Origin of the sequence: uncultured Microbulbifer sp. (assembly GCF_947504145.1) — a bacterium.
GTDB lineage: Bacteria > Pseudomonadota > Gammaproteobacteria > Pseudomonadales > Cellvibrionaceae > Microbulbifer.
In genome coordinates this window covers 387,426-409,788 of sequence record NZ_CANNGQ010000001.1, presented here as the reverse complement: position 1 = coordinate 409,788, position 22,363 = coordinate 387,426, and the positions used below count along the sequence as shown (strand labels likewise).

The 22,363-nt window shown below is 58.0% G+C and carries 21 protein-coding genes and 1 riboswitch; of the genes, 16 read left to right on the top strand and 5 right to left on the bottom strand.

All coding sequences use genetic code 11. The annotated features are described in order from the left end of the window. Positions 1 to 14 precede the first annotated feature (14 nt). On the top strand, positions 15 to 1,136 hold the full coding sequence (locus Q1A74_RS01885; RefSeq protein WP_299591871.1) for an acyl-CoA dehydrogenase: 1,122 nt from the start codon (positions 15 to 17) through the stop codon (positions 1,134 to 1,136). A gap of 63 nt (positions 1,137 to 1,199) precedes the next feature. On the opposite strand, the gene pdxH is transcribed toward Q1A74_RS01885, so the two are convergent. Beyond that, a complete protein-coding gene (gene pdxH / locus Q1A74_RS01880) occupies positions 1,200 to 1,838 on the bottom strand; it encodes a pyridoxamine 5'-phosphate oxidase (RefSeq protein WP_299593810.1) in 639 nt (212 codons plus the stop codon). A 268-nt stretch (positions 1,839 to 2,106) separates the two neighbouring features. Between pdxH and Q1A74_RS01875 the strand changes: the two genes are divergently transcribed. The 5 genes from Q1A74_RS01875 (at position 2,107) to tdh (ending at position 8,167) form a co-directional block, all read left to right on the top strand. Then, positions 2,107 to 3,732, top strand: a complete 1,626-nt coding sequence (locus tag Q1A74_RS01875; RefSeq protein ID WP_299591869.1) for a 5-guanidino-2-oxopentanoate decarboxylase — start codon at positions 2,107 to 2,109, stop codon at positions 3,730 to 3,732. A gap of 114 nt (positions 3,733 to 3,846) precedes the next feature. After that, entirely contained in the window at positions 3,847 to 5,277 is a 1,431-nt protein-coding gene (locus tag Q1A74_RS01870; protein WP_299591867.1) for an aldehyde dehydrogenase family protein, read from the top strand. A gap of 65 nt (positions 5,278 to 5,342) precedes the next feature. Next, positions 5,343 to 5,473: riboswitch (SAM-I-IV-variant riboswitch) on the top strand. A gap of 84 nt (positions 5,474 to 5,557) precedes the next feature. Next, positions 5,558 to 5,773 (top strand): hypothetical protein, encoded by a 216-nt coding sequence (locus Q1A74_RS01865; RefSeq protein WP_299591866.1) that lies wholly within the window; start codon positions 5,558 to 5,560, stop codon positions 5,771 to 5,773. Positions 5,774 to 5,933: 160 nt separating this feature from the next. Continuing rightward, positions 5,934 to 7,133, top strand: a complete 1,200-nt coding sequence (locus Q1A74_RS01860; protein WP_299591864.1) for a glycine C-acetyltransferase — start codon at positions 5,934 to 5,936, stop codon at positions 7,131 to 7,133. A gap of 8 nt (positions 7,134 to 7,141) precedes the next feature. Then, positions 7,142 to 8,167: an L-threonine 3-dehydrogenase gene (tdh, locus tag Q1A74_RS01855; RefSeq protein WP_299591862.1), complete on the top strand. Its 1,026-nt coding sequence runs from the start codon at positions 7,142 to 7,144 to the stop codon at positions 8,165 to 8,167. 100 nt (positions 8,168 to 8,267) lie between these two features. Here tdh and Q1A74_RS01850 read toward each other — a convergent pair whose 3' ends face one another. Continuing rightward, positions 8,268 to 9,281 (bottom strand): phospholipase A, encoded by a 1,014-nt coding sequence (locus Q1A74_RS01850; RefSeq protein ID WP_299591860.1) that lies wholly within the window; start codon positions 9,279 to 9,281, stop codon positions 8,268 to 8,270. Between the two features lie 367 nt (positions 9,282 to 9,648). On the opposite strand from Q1A74_RS01850, the gene Q1A74_RS01845 reads away from it, so the two are divergent. Then, complete coding sequence (locus Q1A74_RS01845; protein ID WP_299591858.1) at positions 9,649 to 10,539, top strand: DUF2279 domain-containing protein; 891 nt, start codon at positions 9,649 to 9,651, stop codon at positions 10,537 to 10,539. Positions 10,540 to 10,702: 163 nt separating this feature from the next. Here the strand turns inward: Q1A74_RS01845 and Q1A74_RS01840 are convergent, their stop codons facing one another. Next, on the bottom strand, positions 10,703 to 11,944 hold the full coding sequence (locus Q1A74_RS01840; RefSeq protein WP_299591856.1) for a sodium:proton antiporter: 1,242 nt from the start codon (positions 11,942 to 11,944) through the stop codon (positions 10,703 to 10,705). 44 nt (positions 11,945 to 11,988) lie between these two features. Next, on the bottom strand, positions 11,989 to 13,533 hold the full coding sequence (locus Q1A74_RS01835) for an FMN-binding glutamate synthase family protein (RefSeq protein WP_299591855.1): 1,545 nt from the start codon (positions 13,531 to 13,533) through the stop codon (positions 11,989 to 11,991). Between the two features lie 138 nt (positions 13,534 to 13,671). Here Q1A74_RS01835 and Q1A74_RS01830 point away from each other — a divergent pair, with 138 nt between their 5' ends. The 3 genes from Q1A74_RS01830 (at position 13,672) to Q1A74_RS01820 (ending at position 15,985) form a co-directional block, all read left to right on the top strand. After that, positions 13,672 to 14,760, top strand: coding sequence for a PA0069 family radical SAM protein (locus Q1A74_RS01830; RefSeq protein WP_299591854.1), 1,089 nt, complete (start codon positions 13,672 to 13,674; stop codon positions 14,758 to 14,760). A gap of 14 nt (positions 14,761 to 14,774) precedes the next feature. Then, positions 14,775 to 15,101 carry a GIY-YIG nuclease family protein gene (locus Q1A74_RS01825; RefSeq protein WP_299591853.1) on the top strand — a complete coding sequence of 109 codons (327 nt, stop codon included), beginning with the start codon at positions 14,775 to 14,777 and terminating at the stop codon, positions 15,099 to 15,101. A 110-nt stretch (positions 15,102 to 15,211) separates the two neighbouring features. After that, complete coding sequence (locus tag Q1A74_RS01820; RefSeq protein ID WP_299591852.1) at positions 15,212 to 15,985, top strand: TSUP family transporter; 774 nt, start codon at positions 15,212 to 15,214, stop codon at positions 15,983 to 15,985. Between the two features lie 49 nt (positions 15,986 to 16,034). Here Q1A74_RS01820 and Q1A74_RS01815 read toward each other — a convergent pair whose 3' ends face one another. After that, a complete protein-coding gene (locus tag Q1A74_RS01815) occupies positions 16,035 to 16,730 on the bottom strand; it encodes an SDR family oxidoreductase (RefSeq protein WP_299591850.1) in 696 nt (231 codons plus the stop codon). A 57-nt stretch (positions 16,731 to 16,787) separates the two neighbouring features. On the opposite strand from Q1A74_RS01815, the gene Q1A74_RS01810 reads away from it, so the two are divergent. From Q1A74_RS01810 to Q1A74_RS01785, 6 genes are all read left to right on the top strand, one after another. After that, positions 16,788 to 17,108, top strand: coding sequence for a DUF3301 domain-containing protein (locus Q1A74_RS01810; protein ID WP_299591849.1), 321 nt, complete (start codon positions 16,788 to 16,790; stop codon positions 17,106 to 17,108). Between the two features lie 41 nt (positions 17,109 to 17,149). Continuing rightward, a complete protein-coding gene (locus Q1A74_RS01805; protein ID WP_299591847.1) occupies positions 17,150 to 17,371 on the top strand; it encodes a DUF1653 domain-containing protein in 222 nt (73 codons plus the stop codon). A gap of 92 nt (positions 17,372 to 17,463) precedes the next feature. After that, the gene (locus Q1A74_RS01800; protein ID WP_299591845.1) at positions 17,464 to 18,531 is read left to right on the top strand and encodes a trans-acting enoyl reductase family protein; all 1,068 of its coding nucleotides are present in this window, start codon (positions 17,464 to 17,466) and stop codon (positions 18,529 to 18,531) included. A gap of 149 nt (positions 18,532 to 18,680) precedes the next feature. Further along, the gene (locus Q1A74_RS01795; protein WP_299591843.1) at positions 18,681 to 19,208 is read left to right on the top strand and encodes a phosphatase PAP2 family protein; all 528 of its coding nucleotides are present in this window, start codon (positions 18,681 to 18,683) and stop codon (positions 19,206 to 19,208) included. A 48-nt stretch (positions 19,209 to 19,256) separates the two neighbouring features. Further along, a complete protein-coding gene (locus Q1A74_RS01790) occupies positions 19,257 to 20,393 on the top strand; it encodes an MJ1255/VC2487 family glycosyltransferase (protein WP_299591842.1) in 1,137 nt (378 codons plus the stop codon). A 160-nt stretch (positions 20,394 to 20,553) separates the two neighbouring features. Beyond that, on the top strand, positions 20,554 to 22,362 hold the full coding sequence (locus tag Q1A74_RS01785) for an acyl-CoA dehydrogenase (RefSeq protein WP_299591841.1): 1,809 nt from the start codon (positions 20,554 to 20,556) through the stop codon (positions 22,360 to 22,362). Position 22,363: the final 1 nt, after the last annotated feature.

Below are 22,363 nucleotides of genomic sequence, written 5' to 3'. Positions count from 1 at the left end.
CGGAGGAAGTGGATATGGACTTTTCATTCAGCGAAGAGCAACAACTACTGCGCGACAGTGTCACCCGGTTTATTCGACAGGATTACACCTTTGACACCCGGCAGAAAACAGTCACTTCGAGCGAGCCGTTCAACCGGGAGTACTGGAAGACGTTTGCCGAATTGGGCTGGTTACTGGTGCCCTTCTCAGAAGACGAGGGCGGCCTCGGCGGCTTCGCGGTTGACCTGATTGTGGTTATGGAAGAATTTGGCAGAGGCATGGTGGTCGAACCCCTGCTGGCCAGCGCCATACTCGCCGGCGGACTGATCGCCGAAACCGGCAGCGACGATCAGAAACACGACTGGCTCACCCCCCTGATGGACGGCAGTCTGCAACTGGCCTTTGCCTTTGCCGAGCCCCAGCAGCGCTTCGACCTCGGCAATGTAGCAACCTCCGCGGAGCCAGCTGGCGACCACTACATTCTGAGCGGCCACAAAACCGTGGTACTGAACGGTGGCGCAGCGGACGCTATGGTGGTTTCTGTGAGCACCGACAGTTCGAAACCTGGCAGCGTCAGTCTGTTACTGGTGGACGGCAAAGCCTCGGGCGTAACCCGTACCAGTTACAAGACTGTGGATGGTCACAATGCCGCAGAAGTATACTTCGACAGAGTCCGAGTACCCCGCGCCAATCTACTGGGCGCGGAGAGCGAGACCCTGCCCGCCATCGAAAAGGTCATCGATCGCGCCACCCTCGCCATTTGTGCCGAGGCGGTCGGCGCCATGGAGAGCGCGCTGGAAAAAACCGTGGAGTACACCAAAACCCGCAAACAGTTCGGCGTGTCCATTTCGACCTTCCAGGCTCTGCAGCACCGCATGGCGGATATGTTTATCGAGTGCCAGCAGGCGCGCTCAATCCTGATGATGGCGGCTATGCAGCTGGACACCAGCAACGGCGCGGCACCGAAGGCGGTCTCCGCCGCAAAAAGCCGCATCGGCAAGGCGGCCCGCAGGGTGGGACAGGAAGCGGTACAGGTTCACGGTGGAATTGGTGTAACGGACGAGCTGGACGTGGCGCACCTGTTCAAGCGGCTTACCGCTATTCAGTACCTGTTTGGCAGCACGGATTACCACACCCAGCGTTTTATCAGCGCCTGACAGCTACGCAACAAAAACAAAAAAAGCGGCACCCCGGGGTACCGCTTTTATCATTGCAGAGAACTACGGGCTCAGGCGCTCCAGCTGCCACTCACCATCGTCCAGCGCGCGGTACACAAATCGGTCGTGCAATCGCGATGCGCGCCCCTGCCAGAACTCGACTGCGTGGGGCTCCACCCGGTATCCCCCCCAGAACTCCGGCCGCGGCACATCCTGACCATCGAACTTCTGACGGAAAGACTCAAAGCTCTCCTCCAGCACCTGGCGGGACACAATGGCATCACTCTGGTGGGATGCCCAGGCGGCAATTTGGCTGTCCCGGGGGCGGCTGCTGAAGTAGGCATCGGCGTCCGCATCAGCGAGCGGTTCCGCAACGCCGCGCACGATCACCTGACGCTCGAGAAAGTGCCACGGAAACAGCAGTGACACCTTGGGGTTGGCAGCAATATCCCAGGCTTTCTGGCTTTTCAGGTTGGTGTAAAACACAAAGCCGCGCTCATCAAACCCTTTTAGCAGCACAACGCGCTGCGAAGGTTGTCCGCCCGCATCTGCGGTGCTCAGGCACATGGCACTGGGATCGGAGATATTTGCTTTCACCACCTCTTCCAGCCAGGCGCGAAACTGGCTTACCGGGTCATCCGCCAGATCGTCGCGCTGCAGCCCGCCCTGTAGATATTCGCGTCGCCACTGATCAATTTCCATCGCTGTCATATCCTTACTGCTGATTCTCACACTCTAAATGCACGAACACTGAATTTACGAAAAGTCTGCCGGCAAGTTTACGCAGTTATGTGCCAAATCCCAATTTGCGCAATTTTCCCCGCCACAGCCTGTGACTACACTCAATTATCCAGCGTATTTTCCACCGGAAACGCAGACTCTGCGGGCGCTTGCAGGGCCTGTTTGCGCCCGTTACGCTCCGGCGCACATCGGATAAAACAGTCTTATTGAGTGAGTCGGGATATCGCCCATGCAAACCGCAGAAAATAGCAGTTCACAAAGTCCATCCTGCGCGCAGGTATTGATGCACCTGTTGCGTCAATATGACGTCGATACCGTGTTCGGTATCCCCGGCGTGCATACCATCGAACTCTACCGGGGGCTGCCGGGCAGCGGCTTGACCCATATCACTCCGCGCCACGAACAGGGCGCTGCATTTATGGCCGATGGCTACGCGCGCGCATGTGGTAAGCCCGGCGTGTGTTTTCTGATCACCGGCCCCGGTGTTACCAACGCGGCAACGGCCATGGCCCAGGCCTATTCCGATTCCATTCCCATGCTGGTGATCAGTGCGGTGAACCGCCGCGAAGATCTGGGCATGGGGCGCGGGCGACTCCATGAGCTGCCGCGCCAACAGGACGTGAGCCGCGGCTTTTGCGTCTGGCAGCACGCGCTGACCACTGCCGAACAACTGCCGGAAACCCTGGCCCGCGCATTTCAGGTTATGCGCACTGGTCGACCGGGGCCTGTACATATCGAAATCCCCATCGACCTGTTCCCCGCGCCCATGCCCGGGAAGCTCGATGATTACCGGGCCGCGCCGGCACCCAGCCAGCCGGGAGCTAGCAGTGAAGCGGTTGTCACCGCCAGCAAGTGGCTGGCGTCGGCAAAAAGCCCGGTCATCCTGCTCGGTGGCGGGGCGCAGCACTGTGGCAAAACGGCGACCGAGCTGGCGGAAAAGCTGGCGGCACCAGTATTCGAATCCCTCGCCGCCAAAGGTATTGTGGACGAAAACCACCCATTGTGTGGTGGCGCCAACCTGAGCTTTGACTGTGTACGCGAACGGGTCGAATCCGCCGATGTGGTACTGGCCGTTGCCACCGAACTCGCGGAAACCGACCGCAATCTTGTGCGCGACAATTACCGCTTTCATGGCAAGCTGATTCGCGTGGATATCGACCCCGCGCAGCTGGTGTGCAATGCACAGCCGGATCTCGCCATCTGTGCCGATGCGAACGCCACCCTGCACGCGCTCGCTGCCAACGTACCGGATGCAGGTGACGGTCGCCGCCAGTCCAGCGCCGCGGAAGTAGAGTCCCTGCTCCACACTTGCCGCAGCGAATGGTGGCCCGGCTCCGAAGAGCGCTTACCCTGGGTACAGGCGCTACGCGACGCCCTGCCCACCGACGGCATACTGGTAACGGATTCCACGCAACTGGCGTACAACACCAACCACGCGCTGCCGCTGCACCAGGCCCGCAGCCACCTTACCTGCACCACCGGTTACGGCACCCTGGGGTTTGCCCTGCCCGCCGCCATCGGCGCGGCACTGGCAAGCTCGCGCCCGGTGATCGGACTGATCGGCGATGGTGGCATCATGTTTACGCTGGGTGAGCTGGCCGCGGCCGTGGAGCAGAAACTGGCACTGCCGATTCTGGTGTGGAACAACAGCGGCTACGGAGAGATTCGCGACTTTATGGACGAAGCCGCGGTGGAGCAGGAAGGTGTCAACCTGCACGCGCCGGATTTCGTCGCCCTCGCCCGCGCCTTTGGCGCCGAAGGCTGTCGTATCGATCGTCCGGAACAGCTGAGTGCCGCGGTTGCCGAAGCCTTCGCCCGCAAAGGCCCGACACTGATTGAAATTACTGCTCCCTGAAGACCTGACACACAGTGCAGAAATAGAACCCATTTTGCAGGCCGATAGGCACTTTGCTTCACTATCGGCCCAGCCTGCTCTGAAACAAGAGAACAAACATTGGAAACCGACGTAATGGATTTATCGAACCTGAAAACAAAACAGCTTTACATCAATGGCGAGTGGCGCGACTCCAAAGGCGGCAACCTGCACCCGGTCATCAACCCCGCCACCGAAGAAACCCTGTGCGAAGTGATACAGGGCACCCTGGACGATGTGGACGATGCGGTTGCCGCGGCCAAAGCCGCGTTTAAAGAGTGGCGCCACAGCCGCGCCGCCAAACGCCAGGCGCTGATGCACGCGATTGCCGACGGTATGGAGGCGCGCAAGCAGGACCTGATCCATGCCGTATCCCAGGCCCTCGGCTGCCCTCCACACATCACCGAGTGGCTGCATATCGATGGCCCGATTTACGCCATGCGCTACTACGCTGACCGCGCCGCAGTGATGGAAGAAACCGAACAGGCCGGCCACTCCGTAGTACTGCGTGAGCCAGTAGGTGTGTGCGGGTTCATTACCCCATGGAATTACCCCTTGCACCAGTTTGTGGGCAAAGTGGCGCCGGCACTGGCCGCCGGCTGCACCATGATCCAGAAGCCCTCTGAGATGACCCCGCTGCAAGACTATGTAATGACCGAAATCATCGACGCCGCCGGCCTGCCCGCCGGGGTATTCAACCTGGTGCCCGGCGCTGGCCCCATCGTCGGTGCGGCGCTCTCCAGCCATGTGGACATCGACATGATCTCCTTTACCGGCTCCACCCGCGCCGGCATCGAAGTGGCCAAGTCCGCAGCACCCACCGTAAAACGGGTGACCCAGGAACTGGGGGGCAAGTCTCCACTGATCATCACGCCGGACGCCGATCTGGAAGCGGCCGTGCGCTGGGGCTGTGAAGATGTATTCATCAACAGCGGACAAACCTGTACCGCACTGACCCGTATGCTGGTACCCGCGGAGCGCTACGACGAAGCGGTAAACATCGCAAAAAAAGTTGCCGAAGAGATCGCCATGGGCACCGGCAGCGACGACTTTATGGGCCCGCTCTCCTCCGCTCGCCAGCGCGACATAGTGCGCGGCTATATTGAAAAAGGTATTGGCGAAGGCGCGCGCCTGGTTACTGGCGGCAGTGAAATTCCCGAAGGCTTCCCACAGGGGTTTTATGTAAAACCCACCGTCTTTGCCGACGTAACCAACGACATGGCCATCGCCCGGGAAGAAATCTTTGGCCCGGTCACCTGCATGATTCCCTACAAGGACATGGACGAAGCCATCGCCATCGCCAACGACACTGAATACGGCCTCTCCAGTGGCGTTTGGGCCAAAGACGCCGAAACCGCCATGCCCGTAGTACGACGTATCGAAGCTGGCCTCTGCTTCGTCAACGGCGGCGAGTTCAATTACGACGCCCCCTTCGGCGGAGTGAAGCGATCTGGCAATGGACGCGAATTTGGCGCAGCCGGCCTGGATGAGTTCATTGAACTGAAATCCGTGCAGCTTCCGGAATAAAATCCTGACGCGCCGCCACTTGCGGCGGCGCGGTTGACTGCCCGTTCCGCCATCGCTATCTTTGCTCCCGACATCAAGAGAGTGGCTGACGCCAACGCCAACCTGCCTACCGGGGCAAGGTGGTTTCTCGTCACAGAATGTACAAAGGTACGATCTGTGTTGAGGATGGGGCTCTCGCTGAACCAACATGGTTACAGCGTTGCAATCCTACCGGGATGCGATGGGTTTTCTGATACCCATCCGCTTCCGCCGTCAGCCCTCCAGAATTTTTGGAGGGAACATGTCCGAATTTACGCTATCCAGCACCGACGTTATCGAAATCCAGATTGCCCCGCAGCGCAGTCGCACGGCAGTCCGGGCGGTAAAACGCACCGATCGACAACTGTTGTGGCAATTGCTGTTCGACTCGACGGAAGACGCGCTGGCCTTCGCCACCCATTGCCGAGCCAGCGACGCACCAGTCACAGCCCACAAGGCATGTGAGCTGGTGGGATAACCAACACTAATATGACAGGGCAGAGTGGATCGCTACCGGCGACTACTCATCCTACACTTACGGCTAATTTAATCGCGGACTCTGCGCGAATCCTTCGCGACCAAAGTTCGGTTAGAAACGCCCTATTGCCAAAAGCACCACAGGAGCCAATAACAACGCCATGTCCAAGCCCGAGCAATTTTTCCAGCACCTGCGTGATGAACTGAAACAGATTCAGGCCGACGGCCTCTACAAGCGCGAGCGCATCATCACGTCGCAGCAGAGTGCCGAAATTCAGGTCAACAACGAAGACCAGGTACTCAACTTCTGCGCCAACAACTACCTCGGGCTCGCCAACCACCCGGACCTGATCGAAGCCGCCAAAGAAGGCCTCGACCAGTACGGCTTCGGCATGGCCTCCGTGCGCTTTATCTGCGGCACCCAGGATATTCACAAAGCCCTCGAATCTCGCCTGTCAGAATTTTTGCAGACAGAAGACACCATCCTGTATACCTCCTGTTTCGACGCCAATGGCGGCCTGTTTGAGACACTCCTGGGCCCGGACGATGCCATCATCTCCGACTCGCTCAACCACGCCTCCATCATCGATGGCGTGCGCCTGTGTAAAGCCAAGCGCTTCCGCTACGCGAATAACGATCTGGCTGATCTCGAGCAACAACTGAAAGCCGCCGATGCCGCCGGTGCAAAAACCAAACTGATCGCCACCGACGGCGTCTTCTCCATGGACGGCGTCATCGCCAACCTCAAGGGCATCTGCGACCTGGCCGACAAATACAACGCACTGGTGATGGTAGACGACTCCCACGCCGTCGGTTTCCTCGGCCAACACGGCCGCGGCACCCACGAATACTGCGATGTGATCGAACGCGTCGATATCATCACCGGCACCCTCGGCAAAGCCCTCGGCGGTGCCTCCGGCGGGTTCACATCCGGTCGCCAGGAAATCATCGACCTGCTGCGCCAGCGCTCGCGCCCATACCTGTTCTCCAACTCCGTCGCCCCGGCCATCGTCACCGCATCTCTCAAGGTACTGGACATGCTGGTCGAAGGTGGTGAACTGCGTGCGCAGCTACAGGAGAACTCCCAGTACTTCCGCAAGCGCATGACGGAAGCCGGCTTCACCATGGCCGGCGCCGACCACGCCATCATTCCCGTTATGATCGGTGACGCCGCCCTGGCCCAGAAGATGGCCGACAAGTTGCTGGAGAAAGGGATCTACGTCGTTGGCTTCTTCTACCCAGTGGTGCCCAAAGGGCAGGCACGCATCCGCACCCAGATGTCCGCGGCACACACACGGGAGCAACTCGACCGCTGTATCGACGCATTTATTGAAGTTGGCAAAGAACTCGAGATTATCTGAGCAGTTTTATGAAAGCACTATCCAAGCTTCAGTCTAAGCCCGGCATCTGGATGACCGATGTCGAGGTGCCCGAGCCCGGTCACAACGACCTGCTGATCAAAATTCGCAAGACCGCCATCTGCGGCACCGATATGCACATCTACAACTGGGACGAGTGGTCGCAAAAGACAATTCCCGTGCCCATGGTGGTGGGCCATGAATATGTGGGTGAAGTAGTCGGCATGGGCCAGGAAGTAGCCGGCTTTAAAGTGGGCGACCGCGTTTCCGGCGAAGGCCACATCACCTGTGGCCACTGCCGCAACTGCCGCGCCGGCCGCCGCCACCTGTGCCGCAACACCTACGGTGTCGGCGTAGACCGCCAGGGTGCCTTTGCGGAGTATCTGGTCATCCCGGCATTGAATGCCTTCAAGATCCCGGACAATATTTCCGACGAGCTGGCGTCGATTTTCGACCCGTTCGGCAACGCGGTGCATACCGCGCTGTCGTTCGATCTGGTCGGTGAAGATGTGCTGATTACCGGCGCCGGCCCCATCGGTATTATGGCCGCCGCCGTGGCCCGCCACGTGGGCGCGCGCCACGTGGTGATTACGGACATCAATGACTATCGGCTGGAGCTAGCCAAAAAAATGGGGGCGACGCGCACGGTCAATGTCAGCAAAGAAACGCTCACCGACGTAATGACCGATATCGGCATGACCGAAGGCTTTGATGTTGGCCTGGAAATGTCTGGCGTTGGCGTAGCCTTCCGCGACATGCTTGCCGCCATGAATCACGGCGGCAAGATCGCCATGCTCGGCATTCCCCCCGGTGAGATGGCCATCGACTGGAGTCAGGTGATTTTCAAAGGGCTGATTCTGAAGGGAATCTACGGACGGGAAATGTTCGAGACCTGGTACAAGATGGCGAGCCTGATTCAATCCGGCCTCGACCTTTCTCCGATCATTACCCACCAGTTCCCTGTCGACGAATTCCAGACCGGGTTCGACACCATGGGGTCCGGGGAATCGGGCAAGGTTATTTTGAACTGGCAGTAATCGCTTCACACCGGGGGGAGATGAAAGTTCGCATCTTCAGCCCCTGGCTCACCTGAGGTTTCTGTAAATCAGCCCTTCAATGGAAGGGCTGTATTTCAGCTCAAAAGAAGCCCGGCGCCACTTCAAACCCAACCCCCAATGTCCGCACCCGTACCGAATAGTCAATCAGACTTTCACCGTAGCCATCGAAGTATTTCACAAATCCACGCACTCGCTTGGTGATTGGAAATTTCCAGTTCAACTCCACCGCACCGTAGTTCTCCGAACTCAAATTGTTGCGCAGCTTTATCGACGAAGTGTAACCACCCGAGCGATACCCTCCGGTGAGCTCAAAATTGCCAAAGTGTGCGTCCAGATCCGGGCCTCGGCCCGCACTGGGATCTGCCGAAAGCCGATACCAAGGCTTAATGCCGACAAAGTAACCGCCGTTTTCAAATGTGAAATCCACAAATACGCGATTCCAACCTCTCGAATATGGCGCACTCTGGCCATTGGACTGGTGGCTAATACCGGCTTGAGAAACGACATTTCGAAAACCCCATAGATGCCATTCACTCGCCCAGGTGGTCAACAGCTCCACTTCGTGATTGATCTCCCTGAACGGGCCGGATTGCGCGTAAGCCTGCCAGAAGCTTCTGTTGGTATAGGCCACGCTGAGAAACGAATCCTCGCCCAGAAAGCCACTCCAGATAGGCACTTGTAGCGATAACTGAAACTGTACTTCCTTGGGGTCAACTTCTTGCATCCCATATCGAGCTTCCGTCAGTAACGTCTCTTCAGACAGATCTCGATACGCGATCGGCAGTACATAATTTGCTTTATGAGAAGCAAGAGAAAATGGATTATCCACCGCATCACGTACAGCCTGAATACGATCACTGACAAAAGGCTGCGGATCTGGATAGATGAATGTTTCCTTTTTTTGAGGGTGGGCGACTGTCACCCCATCCACTAATTGCGCTTCATTTATTGGAGCACTCTCAAGATCGCCAGTGCCAGGTTGCACAGTCGCGGATCCGCCCGCCATTGCCTGTGACACCAGCCCGCCGCTCAGCGCAAAAAACGAAAAACTCTGCAATATCAAAGCCGCAGATTTTCGCCATACACAGGACATACCTCTTACTCCCTGACAATTTTCGCTGAACTAGCTTAGTCCGAGGAGCTCTTTCCTGCTTACTGATTGATCAATGAGGCGAAATGAATTTACTGGCCCACCTGCCCCCATTCGCGCAAAGCCACCAAACCCAGACCTGATTAAAAATCAACCAGGCCAGTTCTTCCTCTGTTCGAACCGTGACAAAGACCAGGCCCGAATCCGACTCGGCTGGTTTGCACTTTTAGAGATCATCCTGTAATTTTCCGGCCGGAGAGAAATCAGCGCCATGTGGGCCCCGGTACGCATCCAATTGACCTGTACCCCACCCGTTCCAGACGCCGTAGAACCCCGCCGCCCTCACCATCCCCACTACAGGATTCGATGCATGCAATTCTTTGTATCCCTGCGCCGCTACCTTGCTGTGCTGTTACTCCTGTCGCCGCATGCGACCCTTGCTGAATCCATCAACTGGGAAGGTGCCCGGAAATCACTAATTGATGCCAAATACGAAATTGGAGCCGTCGCCGGTGGGATCACTTACCTCGGTGTCAAGGAATGGAACTGGGGAAGTGCGACCTTCAAATTCAATGAAGAAGGGTGGTTCGGCATGGACACCGGCAGTGGCGGCATCGACAAGCTCGGCCACATGTATTCGTCCTACCTAATTGCAGAGGCCATTGGAAACGGCCTATCCAGGCAAAATGACGCAGAATTTGCGGCCACATACAGCGCCCTATGGGCCAGCAGCCTAATGCTCTATGTGGAAATCTTTGACGGCTACTCCGCGGATCACGGCTTCTCCTACGAAGACGTCATCTTTAACTCGGCAGGGATTGCATTCTCTTACTTGCGAACCCGTAACCCTCAACTCAGGGAATTACTCGACTATCGCCTGGACTACCGCCCATCCAAAGGCATGAAAGGCTTCCACCCGGTAACCGACTACAGCGGCATGCGCTATCTACTGGCTGTCAAAGCAGCTGGTGTTCCGGCGCTCCGCGACACACCACTCAAGTACCTTGAATTGAATGTGGGATATACGGCTCAAGGTTTCAAAGCCGCAGATGCCCCCTATTTTCCAGAGCGGACCACTGAACTATTCGTAGGGTTCAGTTTTAATCTGGACGAGATTTTATTCAAACCGTACTCGGAAAAGCTGGGTATAGTAGGAAAATATGCCTCCACTGCGTTGCATTACTACCAGCCCCGCGGGAGTTATATTAAAACAGCGGTGGATACGCGGCACCACTGTGTTTCAGCGGTCTGTGCTCGATAGCCTAAACCTAAAAGGTATCTAGACATGCTTAGAGTCATCGGTGTAATCATCTTCGCCCTGGTCGTCCTGGGCCTCGCGGGCCATCTCTTTTATGACCGCAAGAGCGAAAACGAAACCGGAAACAACCCGCCTACCTGGATGCACCATCTCGCCCTAAGCACAGCTACAATTCGAGTTTCTTGATCAAGCGTGTACTCGTGGTGCCCTGCACGAGCAGTGAAAAAAGCACCACACCAAATACCATCGACTGTACCGTCCACCAGTAAGGCAACTCCACAGGGAGTGACAGCACCAGCGCCACCGCGATCACCCCGCGCAACCCTCCCCAGCTTAAGATCAACCGCCAACTGTTCGGAATTGGTGGCCCGACAAAGCGTGCAAAGGGGGCGACCAAAAATACAGCCAGACCGCGCGCACCGATGGCGGCAACAATGGCAATGATCATGGCCAGCCACTGCTGGGTAAACATTTCGAAAGTAATCACCAACCCCATGATCACAAAAATCAATGCCTGGAACAGCAGCCCCAGCCACTCCCAGGTTGGCGCAGCATGTGTCAGATAAGTTTCCTGTTGCTCGCGCAAGCAGGCCCGGGAAACGATCGCACAGATCATTACCGACAGAATTCCGGACACCCCCACCACATGCTCCGCCAGATAAAAACTGCCAAAGGCTGCCAACACCAGCACCATCAATGCGGCACCTGCGGAACGTAAAAACAGGATGACGATGGCGGTAACCAATCCACACAAAGTACCGACCGCAAGCCCACCGAAAAACAATATGGAAAAATACAGGGCAAAGCTGCCCACCCCGGAGAGGGTTTCACCAGTAGCCACTGAGCCTTCCATTACGCTATGACTGGCAATCCCCAGTACAAACGAAAACAGCACAATCGCCACCGCATCGTTAAACAGACTCTCCCCCTCCACCAGTGTCAGCAGTTCTTCATTCGCACTCCCCTGGCGTATCCGCGCCACCACAGACACCGGGTCGGTAGCTGCGAGAATGGCACCGGTGAGCAGCGCCGCCAGCCAGGGGAACCCCGTAGGATGATGAACACCGTAATAGACGAGCACAGAAGTGATGAGCGCACAGATCACAACACCGATGGTTGCGAGCAGTAAAATAGGGCCCAACCAGCGAAACAGGATATCCGGATCAATTCTCCACGCCGACTGGAAGATCAATACCGGCAGAATGACAAAGAACACGAGCTGGTGGAGATTCTCCGCGCGCAAACCCGTGTCGTAATCGAACACCGGCAATAATGCGCCCGCGAGCACGCCGGCAATCAGACAGCCCAGGGTATTGTCGCGCTTGAGCAACCGGGCAATTCCCAGCCCGGCAACCGCAGCAAGCGCCATATACAAACCCTGCCCCACCAGCGTGGTGACTCCTTCCATGGCCTGCTCCTTCTTCGATAAATGGGTTCCGCAATTCTGTTCTGTTATTGCGGCCGACGATCCGAGGAGATCAGCGATTTGGGCGGCACCTCGGGGACAAGATCAGACAACGGCTCCGGTACGCCGCGCTCATTGATCACTTCCACATGTGCGCGCCGCAACAAACGCGGTTCCGGCACACCGCAGGAATGCGCAAGGACGCCCACCTCATGCAGCATATTGTGTGCGTAATGATATACCCGCTCTGCTTTATCCATGGGATCCAGGCCCTGCTGCAGATCGGGGTTGTGGGTGGTCACGCCCGTGGGGCAGGTGTTTTTATTGCATTGCATCGCCTGGATACAGCCCAGTGCAAACATAAAGCCGCGCGCGCAGTTCACAAAGTCGGCACCCATCGCCAGGGCCCAGGCCACCATGGAGGGGGTGAGTAATTTACCCGCACAGATGATCTTGATCCGCTCGCGCAGCCCGTACTGAGTGATTAGATCCACCACCATCGGCAGACTGCGATTGATGGGCAGCCCCATATAATCCATCAGGCTCTGGGGTGCCGCACCGCTGCCGCCATCTGCACTGTCGATGGTGATAAAGTCCGGCGCGGAGTCCACGCCGCGCTTTTGAATGGCCTCACACAAGTCGTGCAGCCAGTCGCTGTTGCCAATCACGCACTTGAACCCGGTGGGTTTGCCAGTGACTTCGCGGATATGGTTGATCATATCCAGCAAGCCATTCACATCGCGGAATTCCGGGTGGCCATTTGGGCTGATGGAATCCATTCCCACGGGGATGCCTCGCACATGCGCAATCTCGGGAGTCACTTTGATCCCCGGCAGAATACCGCCCTTGCCCGGCTTGGCGCCCTGGGAAAGTTTCAGCTCGAACATTTTCACCTGCTCGTGCTTCGCCACCGCTCTCAACTTGTCATCCGAGAGCAATCCATTCTCGTCGCGCACACCGTATTTGGCGGTACCAATCTGGAACACAATGTCACACCCACCCTCCAGATGATGGAGAGACAACCCGCCCTCACCGGTGTTCAACCAGATCCCAGCCCTGGCGGCGCCGCGAGATAGCGCCCTCACAGCAGGCACTGAAAGCGCCCCGAAACTCATGCCGGAAATGTTGAATATGGAACGGGTGGTATAGGGCCTGCGTGCCACCCCTTCCCCCACCGTTACTTCCCGCGGTGGCACCGCATCTTTGGCCAAGGTAGGGAACGGGTGGTTAAGAAATATGACATCCCCGGGCTGATTCAGCGGCCGGGTAGAACCGAACGCGAGCGTGGAATCCACATTCTTGGCAGCCCGGTAGACCCAGCTGCGCTGGGCGCGGTTGAATGGCATCTCCTCCCGATCCAGAGCAAAAAAGTACTGACGGAAGAACTCGCCCAGATGCTCAAACTGGTAGCGGAAACGCCCCAACACCGGGAAGTTGCGCCGGATCGCCTGTTTGGTCTGACTGACATCCGACAGATAGAGGTACACCACGTAGAGCACCAGCACCACCAGCCCGAAGGCAAACAGCATGGCAAATATCTGGAGCACCTTGACCGCAAACGCGTAAATGGCGGCGACTGCCTGAAGATCCATTCCCTAACCCTACTTGAGACCTACTCGATCATTTTTTTACGTACTGACCGGTCATTGTAAGTCCTGACGGGGATACTTGCACCGTCAGCAGCCTGGCAATAAACTGTACAAACATACAGCTATCACCAAAAATTCACTGTGGCCAACGACGCTTCCGACAACCCCACCCATTCCCTCAAGGGCCGCGGAGCCATCAGTAACCTGGCGGGGCGCTTTGTAGATCAGGTTAGCAGCCGCGAGAGCGATGGCTGGGAGACCCTGCTGGAGCCTCTGGAGCGAATTGAGACGGTAGCGATTGCGGAAAAAGCCAAATCTATCATCGCCACCAATAACTCCCCCGACATTCCCTTCAACCAGTCGATCAACGCGTATCGGGGCTGCGAACATGGTTGCGTCTACTGCTACGCCCGCCCGGCCCACGCCTATATGGACCTGTCACCGGGCCTCGATTTCGAAACCCGGCTTTTCTACAAACCCAATGCGGCGGAATTGCTGGAACACGCACTGCGCAAGCAGAACTATCGGTGCAGCCCCATTGCCATGGGTACCAATACCGATCCGTACCAGCCGCTGGAAAAAGACAAACAGATCACCCGCCAGATTCTGGAAACCCTGCAGCGCTATCGTCACCCGGTCACCCTCGTCACCAAGAGCCAGTTGATACTGCGCGACCTGCCAATACTGGCGGAAATGGCCCAAGACAATCTTGTACATGTGGGCATCAGCGTGACCACATTGGATAATGAATTGAAACGCAGGCTGGAACCGCGCACGGCAGGCCCCGCCGCACGTCTGCGCACGATTGAGGCGCTGGCCGCGGCCGCCATCCCTACCGCGGTAATGGCTGCGCCAATGATCCCGGCTCTGAACGATTCAGAACTGGAAAAAATCCTGTACAGTGCCCACAGCGCCGGCGCCATCCACGCTGCCTATATTCTTCTGCGGCTGCCATTCGAGGTTGCCCCCCTATTCCGGCAGTGGCTACAGGAGCACTATCCTGGGCGCGCCGAGCATGTGATGAGCATTGTGCAGCAGAGCCGCGGCGGTAAGGATAACCAGAGCGAGTTCGGGGAACGTCAGCGCGGCACCGGCGTGTTTGCCCAGTTGCTGCAGCAACGATTTCGGATAACCTGTCGCAAGCTCGGACTGAACGAGCGAAAACTGGACCTGGATTGCAGCCGCTTTTTTCTGCCGCCACAATCCGGAGACCAGCAAAGTCTTTTTTAGCGGGCGGAAATATTTTGTCTGACTGGTCTGTTTACCTGATCCGAACCAATAACGGCTCGCTGTATACCGGTATTACCCGAGATGTAGCGCGGCGTTTTGAAGAACACAGCAGCGGAAGCCCCAAAGCCGCCAAGGCACTACGTGGCCGCGGGCCCCTGACACTGGAGTTCCAGCAGACCGTTGGCAGCCATTCCACGGCATTGAAACTGGAGCTGCAGATTAAGAAGTGGCCCAAGGCTCGCAAAGAAGCGTTGATCGCGGGCAAGTGTTGCCTGTCCATCGATGCGCTTAGCACTGATGCCGATTCCGTCACTGACACGGCGGCAGCCGCGCCCCCGTAATCTACCTCGGGTTATAAACCGGGTTGCGCTAGGTCGGTCACCGCCTATCAAACTATCCCCCGGCAACGGTAAAATCACTGCCCTCTTCCGCTCCTCCAGAGATGTACCCGATGGAACTGACCCTTACCCTGCTATTGATGCTGTTCGCGGTTGCCATGCTGGCAGGCTGGGTGGACACCCTCGCTGGTGGTGGGGGTTTATTGACGGTACCCGCCTTGCTGCTCGCGGGCCTGCCACCGGTGGCTGCGCTAGCCACCAACAAAAGCCAGGCTATTTTGGGCACCTTTACCGCTACCGCGACGCTGTACTCAAAAGGACATTTACGCGAGCGCTCGCTGATTTTCCCGGTGATTACCGCCGGCATCGGTGCGGGAATCGGTGCGTGGCTGATTCAGCGAGTAGATACCAGCTGGCTCAATTGGGTGATTCCGGTATTGCTGTTGGGGGTAGCGCTGTACGTGTGGCTCACACCCAACATGGGCAGCAGTGAGCGCGAGGGAAGGCAGAGCGAGAAACAGTGGGCGCTGACTAGCGTACCTTTGGTCGGCTTTTACGATGGCGCCTTTGGCCCGGGTACGGGGACATTTTTTGCAGCATCCGGCGTTGCCTTTCGCGGGCAGACACTGCTCACCGCCACCATTCGCGCCAAGCTGTTCAACCTCACGACAAATGTCGTTTCCCTCGCGCTGTTTGCCGCTGGCGGCAAAGTAGTGTGGGCGATTGGCGGCGCCATGATGGTCGGGCAGATGCTGGGAGCCTTTATCGGCAGCCACACCATGCTGGCGGGCGGTACCCGCCTGATACGGCCGCTGGTGATTACCATATGCATACTGATGTCCCTGGGCCAGCTGGCCCAGCACCTGGATGTACTGTCGCTTGCATGATGCGATCAATTGCCACCGGGCCGATCTTCCCGGTGGCGTTATTGTCGGATCACCAGGGAATGGTGGAACCGTCGAAGTTGAAGAAGCGCCCACTGTCACCGGCGCCCGCTTCCATCAGGATCTTTTTTAACCCCGCTACACTTTCTTGTGTTGAGATCAACGCATTCGGCCCGCCCATCTCGGTTTTCACCCAGCCAGGGTGCAGTGCCAGCACCTTGATACCTTCGTCCGCGAGATCAATGGAGAGGCTTTTTGCCACCTGATTGACCGCCGTTTTGGAGGAGCGATAGATGTAACCTCCACCAGAGCGGTTGTCTTCGATACTGCCCACCTTGCTGCTGAGGATGCCCACCACCTTGCACGCACTGCCAGCAAGCATTGGGTAGAAGGTCTCCACAAGTTTGTAAGGCGCGATAGTGTTGGCTTCCAGTACTTTGCGCCACTCGTCCACATCCACGCTGCCTAGTCCGACGCCCTTTGGGCCATAGTAACCGGCGTTGCTGACCAGGATATCCAGCGTGCGCCCATCCAGGTCTCTGGCCAGATCCGCCATCTGGTCGTAGTCGGTTACGTCCAGGCCGTCGACTTCAATGTTGTCATTGGCTTCCGCCAGCTCGCTAAGCTCCCAGGCAGCCGACGGGTTGCGGCAGGTAGCGATGACCTGCCAGCCCTCGTCGGCAAATTGCCGGGTCATTTCAAAGCCGATACCGCGATTGCAACCGGTGATGAGAATCGTGCCGGGCATAGTCCCTCCTCTGGTGGTATTCTTGCGCGTCAAGATGATATAGCACCCAAATCACCTATGTATTACTCACTCGGCGAACTTTTCTGGATTTTTCTGTTGGGGCTGGCCGCCTGGTATTTCTGGGCCGGTATGGCCGCCAAAGACCGGGTGCGACATATTGTAAAAGCCCATTGCGCAGAGACCGGCGTGCAACTGCTGGACGATACAGTGATGCTCAAACGCACCCGAATCAAACGGGATCGCCGCGGCCAGGTCCGCCTGCAGCGCCAGTATGAGTTTGAATTCACTTCCACCGGCGAGCGTCGCTATAGTGGTATCGCCGTGTTGCACGGCCAGCGCGTCAGCCAAATCCAGCTCAGCCCTTTTCATATGAGCTGAGCGTGCGATTGACCGCGAGCCCTCGCCCAAAGAATGAGATCATGAGTATGCAAAAAGGCATCTATCGCCACTACAAGAACCGCAAGCAATACCATTTGATGGAAATCGCCACCCACAGTGAAACCGGGGAACAATTGGCGATTTACCGCGCTCTGTATGATGATTTCGGGGTGTGGGCGCGCCCGCTGGCGATGTTTTCAGAAACGGTAGAGAAAGACGGTGAAACCGTGCCGAGATTTGCCCTGGAACAAACCCTGGACTGATACAGAAATTCCACTCCGCAACCCATGTAAAAATAAGAAAAAATACGATGCTCGCGACCGAATGCAGCGCGATCGAACAATAAGGAAAATCGGTGAACAACAAGCAGATCCTGATTTACGGTGCCTACGGCTATACCGGCGAATTGATCGCCCGTCAGGCAGTCGCCCAGGGGCTTAAGCCCATTCTGTCTGGCCGCAGCGCCGCCAAACTGCAGCCGCTGGCCAACGAGCTGGGGCTGCCCGCCATTGCAGTCAGCCTCGACGATCAAGAGACGCTCGTGCGCACGCTACAGGGTGTTGCGGTTGTGATTCACTGCGCCGGCCCCTTCTCGGCCACCGCCGAACCGATGATGCGCGCCTGTATTGCCAGCGGCGCCCACTATCAGGACATCACCGGCGAAATGTCGGTATACCAGCAGGCCCACGCTCTCGACGCCGACGCTAAAGCAGCCGGAGTGGTGCTGTGCCCCGGCACCGGTTTTGATGTGATCCCCACCGACTGCCTGGCCGCTGCCCTACACAAAGTCATGACCAGCGCCACGCACCTGACCCTGGGGTTTGATTCTGACTCGGGGTTCAGTCCCGGCACCGCCAAAACGTCCATTGAGAGTCTGGGTGTGGGCGGCGCCGTGCGGCGTAACGGTACGATCGAAGTTGTCCCCCACGCGGAGCTGACCCGCAAAATCAACTTTGGTCGCGGTGAGAAGTTTGCCGTGGCCATCCCGTGGGGGGACGTGGCCACTGCCTACTACTCCACCGAGATTCCCAATATCGAGGTGTACATCCCCATGAGCCCGCGCCGGGCGAAGAAGATGCGAAAAATGAACGCCTTCCGCTGGTTACTGCGTATGCGCTGGGTACAAAACTGGCTCAAGGGCAAGGTGGAAAAGAGTGTGCGCGGCCCGTCGACCAACCAGCGCGCCGAACAACAGACCTGGGTTTGGGGCGAAGTGCGAAACGACCGGCGCGGCGAGCGTCGCGTGGGCCGGGTGGTGACCGCCAATGGCTACGACGTGACCGTTCACGGCTCTCTGGCGGTGATGCAGTACCTGCTGGGCTACAGCGGCGAAGGCGGCTATTTCACGCCTTCCAGGCTGTGTGGGGCCGAACTGGTGGAGAAACTGCCAGGTTCCGGGGCGATCAAGATCGGAATCGACTAGTTCAGTTGGTGGATATGCTGCGCTTATCCACCCTCCATTTCCCGCATTTTTATCAGATAGCCTGGAAATAGGCGCCACGCAGGGCAGATTTCACAGACCTGACATATTTTGTCCATGTCTGCGCAACATAAGCTTCGTACTTTTAACCCATGCGAAGCTTACCTATCACTCTGAAAACGGTAGATGTCTCCCTGGTTCTGCGAATGGCGGAACGGGCGACACGGCCAGCCTCCCGCAGGAACTACCTGCTGCTGTCCCGGTCCGCGGATGGCTGGCTCTACCTCTTCTCACCGCTGCTGATCGCACTGGTCAACACCGGTGCCGCGTTGCAGTTCCTCTACTCCTGCGGTGCGGCCTACGCCATCGAGCGATCGCTCTACTGGACCATTAAAAACACCACCCGCCGCAACCGCCCGCCCGAGGCGATCCCCGGACTGCGCTCCATCGTTGTGGCCAATGACCGCTTCAGCCTGCCGTCGGGCCACACCTCCGGCGCCTTCCTGTTTGTCACCATGCTGAGCCAATGCCTCAACCCCCTGTGGGCCCTAGGGTACTTCTGGGCTGCCGGCGTGGGGACATCCAGAGTGGGGCTCGGCGTGCACTACCCGACCGACGTCTGCGCCGGCGCCCTTCTCGGTATCTGCGTGGGCTTTGCGGCCAGCGGCGTCTTGCTGTAGCTGCTCACAAGTCGCAAACACACCCGTCTGCTCAATCGGAGAAGCATCTTGAAAATACTTTACGGCGTTCAAGGCACCGGCAACGGCCACTTATCCCGCGCACGGGCGATGGCAGAGGCATTTCGCCAGTTCCCGGAACTGGAAGTCCAATGGTTGTTCAGCGGCCGCCCGCCGGAAAAATTCTTCGCCATGGAAGCCTTCGGCGATTACTGGTGTCGCGAGGGCCTGACCTTCGTGCACAAAGAAGGGAAGATCGATCAGATCGCCACCGCCCAGCAGCTGAACCTGCCACTACTGCTGAGAGATATCCGCGAGTTGCCGGTACAGGACTTCGACCTGGTGATCAGTGATTTCGAACCGGTGACCGCCTGGGCCGCAAAAAAACGCAAGTGCCCGAGCCTCGGGCTCGGCCACCAGTACGCGTTCAACTTTTCCATTCCCGCCCCGGCATTCGGCTGGACTGCGCGCGCAATCATGAAAATGTTCGCCCCGGCACAGGTCAGCCTGGGCATGCACTGGTATCACTTCGGCCACCCCATTCTGCCCCCCATCGCGCAGGCCCATGAAGAAGCGGCGCCCAATAACGGCGAAGAGCAGGACCACGTACTGGTGTACCTGCCGTTCGAAAATCACGGCCCCCTGCTGCAGCAGCTGGCACAGCTGCCACAGAAGTTCACCGTGTATGGCCTACCCACGGACCTGCCCAAAGCCGACAACATCACCCTCAAAGCCCCGTCCGTGGAAGGCTTTCGGGGCGATGTAGCCAGCGCGAAAGCGGTCATCTGCAACAGTGGTTTCGAGCTGATCGCGGAAACCCTCACCTTGGGCAAACCGATCCTGACCCGCCCGCTAAAGGGCCAGTTCGAGCAGGAAGCCAACGCACTGGCCCTGAAGGAGCTGCAGCTGGCCAAGGTGGTGGATCATATCGATGCCATTACCGTTGGCCGCTGGCTGCAAGAGCATCCGAAAGGGGTGCGTATTACCTGGCCAGATGTGGCCGGCGCCATCGTCGGCTGGATTGCGGAGGGGCGCAAAGACAGTGCCCAGCAACTCTCCACCCGCCTGTGGGAGGGTGTCACCCCCGGTCAGACTGCCGCACAGCCGCCGGCCGAGCCCGCACAAGCCATAGATGAAATGGCGGACAGCGACTCCGTTCAGGAGATCAAGGGCAGCGAGAGCACCTGATCTCGACCTTTGCCGACTTACCGTTCACGCCAGTGGCTGCTGGCAGCAGCTCCATAAAACGACTATTGCCAGCAGCCATTACCTGAAATGTCATTGCCGGCACCGCAGCCACTCCCTACCCTGACCAGATCGACAATAAAAGATGGTGATGGGTCAGGCCATGCGTGAGCAGTTTCTGAAAGACCGGGATATCGAATTCCTGCTGTACGAGTTTCTGGATACCGAGGCGCTACTGCAACGCCCCCGCTACCGGGAACACTCCCGGGAAGTGTTTGAGGCGACGCTCAATACTGCCAAAACCATTGCCGACAACTACTTCGCCAATCACTACGCCAAAGGCGATACCAACGAGCCCACCTTCGACGGCGAAAAAGTCACCCTGATCGACGAGACCAAAGCCGCCTGGGATGCCTTTGCCGAAGCCGGATTTCTCGCCGCTCACTACGATTTCGACGAAGGCGGCATGCAACTGCCGGAAGTCATCCTGCGCAGCGCCATGGCCTATATCAACGCTGCCAACGTTGGCTCTGCCGCATACCCATTCCTTACGCTTGGTGCCGCCAACCTAGTACACAGTTACGCCAGCGACGAACTCAAAGCACGCTATCTGCCACCCATGATGGATGGCCGCTATGCCGGCACCATGGCACTGACAGAACCGGACCAGGGTTCCGCACTAGGAGATATCCGCACCACCGCAACACCGACCGAAGATGGCAGCTACCGGCTGCGCGGGCAGAAAATGTTTATCTCCGGCGGCGACCAGTCGATCACGGAAAACATCGTGCATATGGTACTGGCGCGGATTAAGGATGCTCCGCCCGGGGTCAAGGGTATCTCCCTGTTCCTGGTACCCAAAATCATTCCCGGGAACGACAGCCAGGCAAGCACCCGCAACGATGTGAAGCTCGCCGGCCTGTTGCACAAAATGGGTTACCGCAACACCACCTCCACAGTGCTCAGCTTTGGTGAAGACGGTGGAGCCATTGGTTACCTGGTGGGGGAGCCGCACCGCGGCCTGCACTACATGTTCCAGATGATGAACGAAGCCCGCATCGGTGTCGGCACCGGCGCCGCCGTGCTCGGCTACCGTGGATACCAGCACGCACTGCAGTACGCGAAGGAGCGCCCGCAGGGTCGTCTTCCATCGAACCGCGACCCACAATCCAGGCAGCTACCCATCATCCAGCACGCGGACGTAAGACGCATGCTGCTGATGCAGAAAAGCTACGCAGAGGGCGGGCTGGCCCTGTGTTTTTACGCCTCCTCGCTGGTCGAAGACGCCCACAGCGGGAATACTCCGGTGGAGCGGGAAAAGGCGTCGGAACTGCTCGACCTGCTCACCCCCATCGTAAAATCCTGGCCGTCTAAATACTGTCTCAAGGCCAATGCGCTGGCGATCCAGGTGCTCGGCGGCTCCGGCTATATTCGCGAGTACCCGCTAGAGCAGCTGTACCGCGACAACCGCCTGAACCCGATCCACGAAGGTACCGAAGGTATTCAGGCGCTGGATTTACTGGGTCGCAAAGTGCCCGCCAAAGGCATGGCCGGGTACCAGATTCTCGCGAAGGAAATTCAGCAGACGCTCACCGCCTGCAGCGGCGACCCGGCGCTGCGGCCACTGGTAGAAGGATTGCGGTCGGGGCTAAGTCAATTGAATGGTGTGACGGAAAATCTACTGTTGCAGATGTCAGCGAACCCGGACCGCGGGCTGGCAAACGCCACCTTGTACCTGGATGTGTTTGGCCGCGTGGTGGTGAGCTGGATTTGGCTGCGGCAGGCCGCCATCGCCACAGTGAAACTGGCCGATAACGCAGCGCTGCCTGAAGAAGAGGCCAATTTTTACCACGGTAAACTGCAGGCAGCGCGCTACTACATCGAATGGGAATTACCGGAAATCACCCCGCAGATTGCGCTGCTGGAATCCGGCAATGGCACCCCCTTCGAGATGCAGAGTGACTGGTTCTAAT